This window comes from Natrinema salifodinae (assembly GCF_900110455.1).
GTDB classification, from domain to species: domain Archaea; phylum Halobacteriota; class Halobacteria; order Halobacteriales; family Natrialbaceae; genus Natrinema; species Natrinema salifodinae.
The window spans coordinates 76,467-88,776 of record NZ_FOIS01000004.1; the positions used below are offsets into that span (position 1 = coordinate 76,467).

Annotated in this window: 11 protein-coding genes; 9 read left to right on the plus strand and 2 right to left on the minus strand. The window is 66.1% G+C overall.

What is annotated here, in order from left to right; genetic code table 11:
• Nucleotides 1-98: 98 nt before the first annotated feature.
• A complete protein-coding gene (locus tag BMY29_RS14740; protein WP_049989666.1) occupies nucleotides 99-1,391 on the minus strand; it encodes a glycosyltransferase family 2 protein in 1,293 nt (430 codons plus the stop codon).
• A gap of 188 nt (nucleotides 1,392-1,579) precedes the next feature.
• Here BMY29_RS14740 and mfnA point away from each other — a divergent pair, with 188 nt between their 5' ends.
• The 4 genes from mfnA (at nucleotide 1,580) to BMY29_RS14760 (ending at nucleotide 6,858) form a co-directional block, all read left to right on the plus strand.
• Nucleotides 1,580-2,665 (plus strand): tyrosine decarboxylase MfnA, encoded by a 1,086-nt coding sequence (mfnA, locus tag BMY29_RS14745; protein WP_049989667.1) that lies wholly within the window; start codon nucleotides 1,580-1,582, stop codon nucleotides 2,663-2,665.
• Nucleotides 2,666-2,879: 214 nt separating this feature from the next.
• Nucleotides 2,880-3,482: a hypothetical protein gene (locus tag BMY29_RS14750; RefSeq protein WP_049989668.1), complete on the plus strand. Its 603-nt coding sequence runs from the start codon at nucleotides 2,880-2,882 to the stop codon at nucleotides 3,480-3,482.
• A 268-nt stretch (nucleotides 3,483-3,750) separates the two neighbouring features.
• A complete protein-coding gene (gene metG / locus BMY29_RS14755) occupies nucleotides 3,751-5,898 on the plus strand; it encodes a methionine--tRNA ligase (protein ID WP_049989765.1) in 2,148 nt (715 codons plus the stop codon).
• Nucleotides 5,899-6,060: 162 nt separating this feature from the next.
• Entirely contained in the window at nucleotides 6,061-6,858 is a 798-nt protein-coding gene (locus tag BMY29_RS14760; protein ID WP_049989669.1) for a potassium channel family protein, read from the plus strand.
• A 46-nt stretch (nucleotides 6,859-6,904) separates the two neighbouring features.
• On the opposite strand, the gene BMY29_RS14765 is transcribed toward BMY29_RS14760, so the two are convergent.
• Nucleotides 6,905-7,192: a GYD domain-containing protein gene (locus tag BMY29_RS14765; protein ID WP_049989670.1), complete on the minus strand. Its 288-nt coding sequence runs from the start codon at nucleotides 7,190-7,192 to the stop codon at nucleotides 6,905-6,907.
• A gap of 132 nt (nucleotides 7,193-7,324) precedes the next feature.
• Between BMY29_RS14765 and pyk the strand changes: the two genes are divergently transcribed.
• From pyk to BMY29_RS14790, 5 genes are all read left to right on the plus strand, one after another.
• Complete coding sequence (gene pyk / locus BMY29_RS14770) at nucleotides 7,325-9,079, plus strand: pyruvate kinase (protein WP_049989671.1); 1,755 nt, start codon at nucleotides 7,325-7,327, stop codon at nucleotides 9,077-9,079.
• An 88-nt stretch (nucleotides 9,080-9,167) separates the two neighbouring features.
• Entirely contained in the window at nucleotides 9,168-9,551 is a 384-nt protein-coding gene (locus tag BMY29_RS14775; protein WP_049989672.1) for a DUF7312 domain-containing protein, read from the plus strand.
• Between the two features lie 154 nt (nucleotides 9,552-9,705).
• A complete protein-coding gene (locus BMY29_RS14780; protein ID WP_049989673.1) occupies nucleotides 9,706-10,311 on the plus strand; it encodes an NfeD family protein in 606 nt (201 codons plus the stop codon).
• Nucleotides 10,312-10,388: 77 nt separating this feature from the next.
• Complete coding sequence (locus BMY29_RS14785) at nucleotides 10,389-11,552, plus strand: SPFH domain-containing protein (RefSeq protein WP_049989674.1); 1,164 nt, start codon at nucleotides 10,389-10,391, stop codon at nucleotides 11,550-11,552.
• A 108-nt stretch (nucleotides 11,553-11,660) separates the two neighbouring features.
• On the plus strand, nucleotides 11,661-12,278 hold the full coding sequence (locus BMY29_RS14790; RefSeq protein ID WP_049989675.1) for a winged helix-turn-helix transcriptional regulator: 618 nt from the start codon (nucleotides 11,661-11,663) through the stop codon (nucleotides 12,276-12,278).
• The last annotated feature ends 32 nt before the right edge of the window (nucleotides 12,279-12,310 follow it).

The following is a 12,310-nucleotide window of genomic DNA, read 5'->3' on the forward strand; positions in this document are numbered from 1 at the left end:
CGCTTTCCGTTTAGCGGCGCCATTCCGGTCACCGACGTGCCATCGTCCGATCGAACGATCGCGCAAAAACTCCCGAGAACGGATTCGACCGTCCGAGTTTACGAGCCCGTCTTCTCGACCCGGTACCAGGCCCCGTCCCAGCTGAGGCCGTACTCGAGCAGCGACTTGAGCGTCAGGATCCCGAACGCGGGGTAGAGCAGCGGCGCCAGGACGACCGTCCAGCTGAGGCCGTCAATCCGACCGTCGCGGGTATCGCGCCAGGCGACCAGGCCGATGGTCGCGACCAGGGCGGTGAACGGCAGGAGGAACGCCGATTCGACGTCCAGAACGAGCAACAGGAGGAGCTTCGAGGTGAGCGCGAGGGTGAACAGGCTGCCGAAGAGACTCGAGCACATCCGGCCGATCGAGACGAGGCCGCGGCGGTCGATCTCGCCGCGGAGAAGGTCGCCGACGGTCGCGTGCAGGACTTCGATCTGGCCGACGCGCCAGCGCTTACGCTGGCCCCAGAGGTCGGCCAAGGTGTGCGGCGCTTCCATCGTGTTCGTACACTGGCGGGCCTGGCGGACGGTCAGTCCCTCGCGGTAGCAGGCGTGGGCGAAGTCGAGGTCCTCGGTGAGCATGTCGTCGTAGCCGCCGACGCGCTCGAAGGCCTCGCGGGTGAGAACCGTCGAGGAGCTGCGGCAGTTGGTGAAATCGAAGAGTTCGACCAGTTTGTAGCTTGCATGGAAGACGACCCGTTCGCAGTAGGCGACCGTCTCGACGGGGCCGGTCGGCCGCGGGATCCGGCGACCCTGGAAAACGTCTGTGCCGTCGAGCAGCGCGCCCATCGCTCGCGGCAGGAACTCGGGCGTGATCCGCTCGTCGGCGTCGAACACCGCGATGTACTCGGCATCGCGCTCGCGGACGGCGTAGTTGATCGCGCCCGCCTTGGACCCGGGTTCGCCGTTGACGAGACACGTCACTCGGTCGCGTTCGGCCGCGAGTTCGCGGGCGCGGTCCAGCGTCGGGCCGTCGTTGGGTTCGGCGACGACGACGATCTCGAGGTTCTCGTACGCACTTTCACAGAGGGATTCGACGCTCTCGGCCATTACCACGTGATCGCGGTAGACCGGAACGATCGCCGTCAGCCGTGGGCCGTCGATGACCGACTCGATGGCGTCCCGCGACGACCACACCTCGCGGGCCAGCAACAGCCCGGTGATCGCCACGAAGCACGTAAACACCGCCATCGCCGACAGCGCTTCGAGGAAGATAACCTGGACAGTCACGACGAGGAAGTCGACCGTGATCCGCTGGATCTCTCGACCCTGCGTGAGTCCGAAGACGAGCAGGACGACCGCGCCGACGACGGTTCCCCCGTGCTCGACGGCGCGAGGGACTGTCGAAATCATTAGCGGGGATTTCAATCGACGGTTTATCAATTCTTCTACGCCGTCGTTCGGTACCTGCGCTGGCCGGCGCTATCGCGGCCCCGTTCGATACCGGGGACGATTCGGGTCAGGCACGGGGCGACGCGTGCCGACCGCGATTGCGCCCACCTCGCAATATTTATAACCAGACATCCGTTCACATACGTGATATGCAAGCCGAGCCGCAAGCGTTCGACCGGGTTCTCTCCTCGATGTGTACGGACCCTCACCCGGCGGCGCGCGACGCGGCCGAGCGGTTTCTCGCGACGAACCCCGGCGACCCCGGCACCTATCCGAACGTCGCGGCCCTCGAAGACGACGCCATCGAACTGATGGGCGAAATCGCGGGCCTGGCGAACCCGTCGGGCTACATCACCAGTGGCGGCACGGAGGCCAACATCCAGGCCGTCCGGATCGCCCGCGAGCGGGCCGACGCCCGCACGCCGAACGTCGTCATGCCCGAGTCGGGCCACTTCAGCTTCCAGAAGGCCGCCGACCTACTCGGCGTCGAACTCCGCATCGTCCCGACCGACGACCGGTACCGGGCCGACCTCGATGCCGTCCGCGCCGCCGTCGACGACGACACCGCCGCGGTGATCGGCGTCGCGGGCACGACCGAGTACGGCCGCGTCGACCCGATACCCGAACTCGGCGAGATCGCCCGCTCGGTCGACGCCACGCTTCACGTCGACGCCGCCTGGGGCGGCTTCGTGCTCCCCTTTACCGACTACGAGTGGAACTTCGAGCACGCCCCCGTCGATACGATGGCGATCGACCCGCACAAGATGGGCCAGGCCGCCGTCCCCGCGGGGGGCCTGCTCGTGCGCTCGGCGGACCTGCTGGACGAACTCGCCGTCGACACCCCCTACCTCGAGTCGACGAGCCAGGCGACGCTGACCGGGACCCGATCGGGGGCCGGCGTCGCCAGCGCCGTCGCCGCGATGGAGGAGCTGTGGCCAGGCGGCTACCGCCGGCAGTACGTCCGCTCGCAGAACAACGCCGAGTGGCTCGCCGACGCCTTAGAGAAGCGGGGCTACCAGGTCGCCGAGCCGACGCTGCCGCTGGTCGCGGCCGACGTTCCGCGGTCGACGTTCGACGCCCTCCGAGCGAAGGGGTGGCGGATCTCCCGGACCGCGACCGACGAGCTCCGGATCGTCTGTATGCCCCACGTCACCCGCGAGATGCTGGCGTCGTTCGTCGGCGATCTCGACCGGCTCGAGGTGCGTGCGAGCGTTCCGGTGGCGAGCGACGACTGACCGGACGCGTCGTGTCGTCGGTAGCGACGGCCCCGGACGAACGGATCGGCGTTGCCGTCCGGTTATCGTACGCGAACGCAATCCTCCTGCCCCGATAATTGCCCAGTCGGGTAGAATTCCGCGCTACCGACGACGACCGTGAAATATGCATCTAGACAGTGCCTGCAGCACCCTTAGATAGGCCTGCATCCGAGTGCGAGTGTGGTGACAAATCATGAGCAACGACAGGGCTCGGAACATGGTTTCACGCAGTATCGAAGGCGTGGAAACGCTCGTTAGCACCGAGTCCGGCGAGATTTTCGTCGACGTCTCCGCCTCGAATCCGCGTTATATCCGCGTCGAAGAGGGGGACACGGTCCAGGAAGGGGATATTCGTTCACGAACGCCGGACGAACTCGCGTCCGAGTCGCTCAGAAAGTGGACCGTCGAAACGATCGGCCCGGAAACGATCATCGGGGCGGATCGGGAAACGGGCGAGCGACGCGAATGGGACCGCGAATCGCTCGAACAGAAACTCGCGATCGGCGGGCTCAGCACGAACCTCACCGATTTCGAGCGAGTGAAAGTGAGCGGCGGGGCGGACGCGTCGAACGGGGACGAACCGGGTTCGGACGAGGTCTCCGTAACCGTTTACGGAAACGACAGCCGGAAATTCACCGAGACGTACCGCCGTATCGACGGCGATGGCGACGGCGACGAACGTCGGCTCGAACTAACCGAATCCGACGAGCGCGTCGAACGGTTCGAACCGGAGCTTCGAGAGCGGTTCGATCAAGCGGTCGAACTCGCGCTGCGAAACGAAGGGTACGCGGTCTGATCGCGGTCCGTTTCTCTTCGGCGCCGTCGTAGCCGCCGAAAGGCCCACCGATAGCGGTCGATCGTCGATACGCATCCCGTACCGGCTGGCCTACCCGGCTGACGGACGGCCGACCGCGTGGCGATACGTAGCACCGCTCGAGCAGTATTGAATCGAGTCGGAACGCGATCACGTCGGCGATGCAACCGGCCGCAGCGAACCGCGGACGGGAACGGATTCAGCGATCGAAACCGGCGGGTTTTACGCCCACGGGCCCGACGTGACGAGCATGAGCAACGACGACTTTCCGACGGACCGTCCCGCGGTCGTGACCTGCGGGCTCCCCTACGCGAACGGGGACCTGCACATCGGTCACCTGCGGGGGTACATCGGCGCGGACGCGTTCACCCGCACGCTCCGGACGCTCGGCCAGGAAACGGCCTACGTCAGCGGGTCGGACATGCACGGTACCCCCGTCGCCGTCAACGCCGAACAGGAGGGCGTCGATCCGGAAGACTTCGCCCTGGAGTGGCACGAACAGTACGAGGAGACGTTCCCCCAGTTCAACGTCGAGTTCGACAACTACGGTCACACTCACGACGAGACCAACACCGAACTGACCCAGGAGATCGTCCGGGAACTCGACGAGGAGGGCTACATCTACGAGAAGGAGATCCAGGTCGCCTACGACCCCGACGCCGACCAGTACCTCCCCGACCGCTACGTCGAGGGGACCTGTCCCTACTGCGGCGCGAAGGCCCGCGGCGACGAGTGCGACGAGGGCTGTCAGCGCCACTTAGAGCCCGGCGAGGTCGAGGATCCGACGAGCACGATCACGGGTAATCCCGCGGAGTACCGCGAACGCACCCACAAGTTCTTCGAGGTCTCCGAGTTCGCCGACTTCCTCACCGAGTTCTTGGACGGCCTCGAGGGCACCTCGAACGCGCGCAACCAGCCCCGCCAGTGGATCGAGGACGGCCTGCAGGACTGGTGTATCACCCGGGACATGGACTGGGGGATCGACTACCCCGGCGCGGACGGCGAGGACCTCGTCCTCTACGTCTGGGTCGACGCGCCGATCGAGTACGTCGCCTCGACCAAGCAGTACTCCGAGCGCGTCGGCGACGACGAGTACGACTGGGAACAGGTCTGGAAGGGCGACGGCGAGATCGTCCACGTCATCGGCCGCGACATCATCCAGCACCACACCATCTTCTGGCCCGCGATGCTCGAGGGCGTCGGCTACAACAAGCCCCGCGGGATCGCCGCGACCGGCTTTATCACGATCAACGGCAAGGGCCTCTCGACCAGCCGCAACCGCGCCATCTGGGCGAAGGAGTACCTGGACGAAGGGTTCCACCCCGACCTGCTGCGGTACTACCTGACGACCACCGGCGGCCTCCAGCAGGACGTCGACTTCTCCTGGGATGCCTTTCAGGAGAAGGTCAACGGCGAACTCGTCGGCACCGTCGGCAACTTCTGGTACCGATCGCTGCTCTTTGCCTACCGCAACTACGAGGGCACCCCCGAGGTCTCCGAGTTACACTCGGAGGCCAGCGAGACGGAGTCTCGCACTGCCGACGTCTCCGAGGACGTTCAAGAGCGCATCGAGGGTGCCATCGGCGACGTCCGCGAGAGCGTCAACGACTACTCGCTTCGCGGGGTCGGCCAGGCGGCCGTCCAGTTGGCCCAGTTCGGCAACGAGTACATCCAGCGCAACGAGCCCTGGAAGCTCACCGACGAGGAGCCCGAGGAGGCCGCGCAGGTCATCCACGACTGCGTCCAGATCGCCAAGGCCGTCGGCGTCCTGCTCGAGCCGATCGCGCCCGACAAGGCCCAGCGGCTGTGGGAGCAACTCGGCGAGGAGGGTGAGATCGCCGACGCTCACCTCGAGGACGCGCTCGAAGCGCCGCCGCGGAACTTCGACGAGCCAGGCGAACTCTTCGCGAAGATCGAGGACGACCGCGTGGCGGCGCTCAACGAGAAGCTCGAGGAGCGCGTCGCGGCGGCCGGCGACGACGAAGACGAGGACGAGGAAGCGGAAACCGAAAGCGACGACACCGCCGCGGACGAAGCCGCGGGCATGGCAGACACCGACGACCTCGAGGCGCTCGCCGACGAGCGCATCAATTTCGACGACTTCCAGGAACTCGACATCCGCGTCGGCCGGATCGAAGAAGCGGAGGGGATCGACGGCGCCGACGACCTGGCGCGCCTCGAAGTCGACATCGGCTTCGAGACCAGACAGATCGTCGCGGGCATCAAGCAGCTTCACGATCTCGACGAGCTGCCGGGCGAGAAGTGCGTCATGCTCGCGAACATGGAGAAAGCGGAACTGTTCGGCGTCGAGTCCAACGGCATGATCCTCGCGGCCGGCGAGGAGGCGGACCTGCTGACGACTCACGGGGACGCCGAGGTCGGCGAGAAGGTGCGGTAACGCCGATCCCGTCCGGTCGAGCAGTCACGACCGGGAGATGAAAACCGGAATCGCCGCTGAACGGATCTGACTGCGTGAATTTTCGCCGCTGGTGCTGATCGTGGCAGCTAGATTTTGCGCCAACGAGTAGTTATATGTTCATTGCTATCAACCCACACGTTCGTGCGCCCCGGGTTCGTGTCCCACCTCGTCGGTCGACCGCTCCTGCGGCGAGCGCTGGCGCCGATCGGGAGCTTCGTCGCGATCGCCGCCGCCGGCGTCCTCGGTTTCTCGGTTCTCGGCGGCGTCGGTCTCGTCGAGGCGGCGTTCTGGCTGGCCGATCTGACGAGCATCGAACTGTACGTCGAGCGCCGAGAAGTGCCGGGACGCGCGATCAAGGCCTACGCGGTCCTTGTGACGGTCGGACTCGTCCTCTCGGGCCTGTGGATCGGCGAAACGGTCCTGACCGCGGCGTTCGAGGGTCAACTTCGAACCGAGGTGACGCGAGCAACAATGAAACGACGGATCACGGAGACGGACGACCACGTCATCGTCTGCGGGTACGGAATGTTCGGACGAACAATTGCGAACGACCTCGCCGAGTCCGGGCGGGACGTCGTCGTCATCGAAACCGACGACGACACCGCCCGCCGAGTGCGGGCCGACGGCCACCTGCTCGTCTCTGGCGACGCCAGGCGCGACGTCGTCCTGCGAGACGCCGGGCTCGAGCGCGCGTCGAAACTCGTCGCCGCGATCGACGACTCCAACGTCAACATCCAGATCGCGATCGTCAGCGGGACGGCCGCGTCGACGCCCGAAATCATCGTCCGCGTCGGCGAGGAGATCTACGAGTCGGTCGCGCGGGAGGCCGGCGCCGACGAGGTCGTCATTCCCGAAGTCGTCAGCGGCGAGCGGGTCACTAGGCTGCTCGATCGATCGGCCGAGACGGCCGATCCGACGACGGCGGATTCGACGGACTGATCGGGATGAGCGGCCGGCCGACGGATGAGAGAGGGGAGCGACGCGGTCAGACCTCGTCGACGACGTCGGCGAAGTCGTCGGTATCGACGATCTCCATCGTCCGTCCCTCGAGGCCGTGGCGGTGAAGCGTCAGCGCCGACTTGAACGCCGCCTCGTTGTCATCGGTTTCAAAGATCACGAGGAAATCGTGCTCGCCGAGGGCGGCGTAGGAGTCCCGAAGGGTGGCCCCGTGCTCTTCGAACTCCGTCCTGATCTCGCCCCAGATCGACGCGAGCTCCTGTGCGTTTTGCACGTCGCGGTCGGCGAGGTCGACGAGCGTTGCGTAGGTCGGCATATCGGGTGCGAGGGGCGATCCGCGGAAAACGGTTCGCGTGGCAAACGACGGGGGCGCCAGCCGCGAGCGCGATAGCTACTCGAATGCGAGTAAGTCCCTATCTTTTAGGCGATGCCCGCGCTAGTCCCCGCTATGAGAAACGCGAAGATCGTCTGTACGTTGGGGCCGGCGTCGAGCGACCGGGGAACGATCCGGGACCTCGCCGCGGCCGGCATGTCCGTCGCACGGCTGAACGCGAGTCACGGCAGCCGGGAGGACCGAGCCGAACTGATCGACCACGTCCGCGCGGTCGACGAGGATCGAACGGAGCCCGTCGCGATCATGCTCGACACGAAGGGCCCGGAGATCCGGACCGCACCGCTGCCCGACGGCGAGACGGTATCCCTCGAGACCGACTCCGAAATTCAGTTCGTCGAGGGCGAGGAAGCGACGCCGGAGCGGGTCGGCCTCTCGGTCTCGATCGACGTCGAACCCGGTGATCGCATCCTGCTCGATGACGGCTTGATCGAGACCACCGTGCTCGAGCAGGACGGTGACGTGATTCGGGCGCGGGTCGACACCGGCGGCGAACTCGGCGGCCGAAAGGGCGTCAACGTTCCCGGCGTCGATCTCGATCTTGACGTCGTCACCGAGAAGGATCGAAAGGACCTCGAACTGGCCGCCGAGAAGGACGTCGACTTCGTCGCGGCGAGTTTCGTCCGGGACGCCGAGGACGTCTACGAGGTCGGCGAGGTCCTCGAAGAGCAGGGTGCGGATATCCCGATCATCGCGAAGATCGAACGCGCGGGCGCCGTCGAGAACTTGGACGAGATCATCGACGCCGCCTACGGCGTGATGGTCGCGCGCGGGGACTTAGGCGTCGAGTGTCCGATGGAGGACGTCCCGATGATCCAAAAGCGGATCATCCGGGAGTGCCGCGAGGCGGGCCGGCCGGTCATCACGGCCACGGAGATGCTCGACTCGATGGTCCACGCGCGCCGACCGACCCGCGCGGAGGCCTCTGACGTCGCCAACGCCGTCCTCGACGGCACCGACGCGGTCATGCTCTCGGCCGAGACCGCCGTCGGCGACCACCCCGTCGCCGTCGTCGACGCGATGGACAGCATCGTCCGTCAGGTCGAAGAGTCCAACGAGTACGCCGAGTTGCTCGAACAGCGCGTGCCCGGATCGGGCGAGGCGCGGACCGACGCCCTGGCGCGCTCGGCTCGATTCCTCGCGCGGGATATCAGCGCGGATGCGGTCGTCGCCGCGACCGAGTCCGGATATACGGCGCTGAAAACCGCGAAGTACCGTCCCGGCGTGCCGGTCGTCGCCTCGACGCCCAGCCAGGCGGTCCGCCGCCAGCTCGCGCTGACGTGGGGCGTGACGCCGCTGTACGCGCCGGTCTCGGACCAGGGAGCTGACGCCGTCGTCGAGAAGGCCGTCCAGGCGGCCTTGGACGCCGGCATCGCCGAGAGCGGCGACACCGTCGTCGTCCTCTGTGGGATGATGACCGAACTCGAAGGTGCGAACACGACGAACATGCTGAAGGTCCACGTCGCCGCCGAGGCGCTGACGACCGGCCGCGTCGTCGTCGAGGGCCGGGTCACCGGCCCCATCGCGCGGGTGCCGGACGGCGACCTTTCCGTCGTCCCGGACGGCGCGATCCTCGCGCTGCCGACCGAGTTCGACGCGGAGTTCGAGGGCGATACGAGCCGCATCGGCGGGATCGTCGATGCCGAGCGGGGCATGACCGGCTATCCGGCGCTGGTCGCCCGCGAGATGGACATTCCGATGGTCAGCGGCGCAGACCTCGCAGACCTCGCCGCCGGCGACACCGTCACCCTCGACGCCGAACGCGGCGTCGTCTACGGCGGCGAGATCGGCGACCGGACCGAACGACCCTGACCGGAGATCGGGACCGGCGTCGGACGGCGGCCGACGCCCGGGGACCACGGACCACGGCTTTTTGACGGCGGGACTACTACGACCCACTATGACTGACGAGTCGCCCGGGAGCGGCGACGACACCGAGGACCCGTGGCGCGAGTCGTCGACGGATTCGAATATCGAGACGGCGACCGACGCGAGCGGCCCCGGCGCGAGCGGCACCGACACCGGCGAGGACGAGTGGAGCGTGCGCGACGACCGCGACGATGACGGTGATCGCAATCGCATCCCGATCGATCTCTCCGGCTCGCGGGACGACGACTCGGACGAGACGGACGAGACCGGGACCGAAGGCGAATACGTCCCCGAGGACAGTTCGACGCCGATCGAACCGGGCGACCCGGACCTCGAGAACGCGCTGTTCGTCCTTCTGGGCGCGGTCGCGATGGTGCTCGTGCTCGTTCGCCTGGTGATGATTCCGATGGGGTGATCGGCCGGACGACCACACGGGTCGCGGGGCGTCGACTCGACGCCTGAGTTCGCCTGGTGAATCAGGATCGGCGAACCGGAACCTCGTCGCGAGGGTAAAAATCACTCTTGAAACGCGGTAAACATTTAATCGGGAGAAGGCCTAACCTCCGTATATGGTCGAATCCCTCGTGGGGAACGTGCCGTTGTTGCTGCTGGTAGTGGGACTCGCGTTGATGGTGCTCGAAGCCGTTTCGCCGGGGGCGCATCTCATCGTCATCGGGATCGCACTGGTCGGGGCCGGCCTCGTCGGGATGCTCTTCCCGCCCGCGGCGAACGTGCTCGTACTGGCGGGACTGACGCTCGTCATCGGACTCGCCGCGGCCTACGTCTACCGGGAGTTCGACTTCTACGGCGGGAAGGGGACCGCCCAGACGTCGGATTCGAACTCGTTGGCTGGGGCGACGGGCTACGTCACCGAGCCCGTCACGACCCGCAGCGGCGAGGTCAAACTCGACGAGGGCGGGTTCGCGCCCTACTACAGCGCACGGTCCACGAGTGGGACCATCGAGGAGGGCGAGGAGATCATCGTCATCGATCCGGGCGGCGGAAACGTGCTCACGGTCGAATCGCTCGACGCGCTCGGCGAGGACGAGATCGACCGCGCGCTCGCACGAGAGACGGCCGAGACCGACCCGGACGACGAGGGCGGGAACGTGTCGTCCGAAAGCGGAAGCGAAACCGACGCCGACGCCGAGACGGAAACGGAGAAGTCGCGATAGCCGCAGGTGTGCTATTGAAGAACACATGTAGCCGAAATAAGGGAACGCTTTTCTGTCCACCGGCGTAACGGCGAAATATGGTGCCACCACTGATCCCGATGCAGACCGGCGGTGCGTTGCTGTTCGTCGGTGCTCTCGTACTCGTCGTCGTCGTCGCTGCGCTGTTAAGCGCGATCGAGATCGTCGACGCGTACGAGAAGCGCGCCTTGACCGTCTTCGGGGAGTACCGAAAGCTCCTCGAACCGGGGATCAACTTCGTCCCCCCGTTCGTCTCGAACACCTACCGGTTCGACATGCGAACGCAGACGTTAGACGTCCCCCGGCAAGAAGCCATCACCCGAGACAACTCGCCCGTCACGGCCGACGCCGTCGTCTACATCAAGGTGATGGACGCCAAGAAGGCGTTTCTGGAGGTCGACGACTACAAGCGCGCCGTCTCCAACCTCGCCCAGACCACCCTCCGGGCCGTGCTGGGCGACATGGAACTCGACGACACGCTGAACAAGCGCCAGGAGATCAACGCCCGCATCCGCCAGGAACTCGACGAACCCACCGACGAGTGGGGGATCCGCGTCGAGAGCGTCGAGGTCCGCGAGGTCAACCCCTCGAAGGACGTCCAGCGCGCGATGGAGCAACAGACCTCCGCCGAGCGGAAACGCCGCGCGATGATTCTGGAAGCCCAGGGTGAACGGCGCAGCGCCGTCGAGAAGGCCGAGGGTGACAAGCAAAGCGAGATCATCCGCGCCCAGGGTGAGAAGCAGAGCCAGATCCTCGAAGCCCAGGGTGACGCGATTTCGACCGTGCTGCGGGCCCGCTCCGCGGAATCGATGGGTGAGCGCGCGGTCATCGACAAGGGCATGGAGACACTCTCCGAGATCGGTCAGGGCGAGTCCACGACGTTCGTCCTGCCCCAGGAACTGTCCTCCCTGGTCGGCCGCTACGGCAAGCACCTCTCCGGCAGTGACGTCGAGAAGGACGGGACGGAACTCGAGGCCCTCGAGTTCGACGAGGAGACCCGCGAACTGATCGGTCTGGACGACATCTCCGAGATCATCGGCGAGATCGATCAGGAGGCCGAGATGGACGTCGAAGCGATGGAACAGGAGGCCCAGGCGATCAAGGAAGGCGAGGACCCGTCGACCATCACCGATCCCGACGAGGTCATCGAGGAGATGGATCAGGACTTCCAGGGCCAGACCGACGGCGGCACCGACGTGCCGACCGACGAGTCTGAGGAGTGACTAAATAACAGAATAATTATCTATAAAAGAGCTAACTGATAATTTTCGGTGAACAAAGCGGAGCGAAACCTGTTTTACCGGTCGCCCCGTTCTGGACGGTACGTAGATATGACATCGCCCGATGGGGTCGACGACGAGAAACGAGCGACCCTGCGCCGATTCGCTGCCCTCGGAGCCGCCTCTCCACTGGTCGGGCGCTCCGATTCAGCAGCGGCTGATACGGGTGAAAGCGACGCCCGCGACGCGATCGCGGGGTATCTCTCCACGACGCCTGGCGCACACTTCTCCAAGATTCGCGACGATCTCCAGCTCGGAACCGGCGAGACCCAACACCACCTGCGCCGGCTCGAGGACGTCGACGCGATCGAGCGCTACCGCGATGGCGACTACAAGCGGTTCGTCACGGCCGGCCGATTCGACGAGTTCGAGAAACGCGCGCTGGGCTACCTCCGGCGGGAGACGCCTCGCGGAATGCTGATCGAACTCCTCTTGAACCCGGACGCGACCGCGGGCAACCTGGCCGACGCGCTGGACGTCTCGCCGCCGACGGTGAGCAAGTACGCCGGCGAACTCGAGGATGCGGGGCTGCTCTCCCGCGACGACGGCTACGCGGTCGAACGTCCGGAGACGGTGCTCGTTCTGGTCGTCCGCCACGCTGACTCCTTTGGCGACCGGGCGCGAGAACTCGCCCGGAACGCGGATCGGTTCCTCGAGTATCGCGGATGAAACGCAGTACGAAGATGCTTACGCCGAGGTAA

Excerpts from the sequence above, each read along its gene's own strand:
- BMY29_RS14740 (WP_049989666.1), bottom strand. The coding sequence starts at position 1,391 with ATGATTTCGACAGTCCCTCGCGCCGTCGAGCACGGGGGAACCGTCGTC.
- mfnA (WP_049989667.1), top strand. The coding sequence starts at position 1,580 with ATGCAAGCCGAGCCGCAAGCGTTCGACCGGGTTCTCTCCTCGATGTGT.
- BMY29_RS14750 (WP_049989668.1), top strand. The coding sequence starts at position 2,880 with ATGAGCAACGACAGGGCTCGGAACATGGTTTCACGCAGTATCGAAGGC.
- metG (WP_049989765.1), top strand. The coding sequence starts at position 3,751 with ATGAGCAACGACGACTTTCCGACGGACCGTCCCGCGGTCGTGACCTGC.
- BMY29_RS14765 (WP_049989670.1), bottom strand. The coding sequence starts at position 7,192 with ATGCCGACCTACGCAACGCTCGTCGACCTCGCCGACCGCGACGTGCAA.
- pyk (WP_049989671.1), top strand. The coding sequence starts at position 7,325 with ATGAGAAACGCGAAGATCGTCTGTACGTTGGGGCCGGCGTCGAGCGAC.
- BMY29_RS14775 (WP_049989672.1), top strand. The coding sequence starts at position 9,168 with ATGACTGACGAGTCGCCCGGGAGCGGCGACGACACCGAGGACCCGTGG.
- BMY29_RS14780 (WP_049989673.1), top strand. The coding sequence starts at position 9,706 with ATGGTCGAATCCCTCGTGGGGAACGTGCCGTTGTTGCTGCTGGTAGTG.
- BMY29_RS14785 (WP_049989674.1), top strand. The coding sequence starts at position 10,389 with ATGGTGCCACCACTGATCCCGATGCAGACCGGCGGTGCGTTGCTGTTC.
- BMY29_RS14790 (WP_049989675.1), top strand. The coding sequence starts at position 11,661 with ATGACATCGCCCGATGGGGTCGACGACGAGAAACGAGCGACCCTGCGC.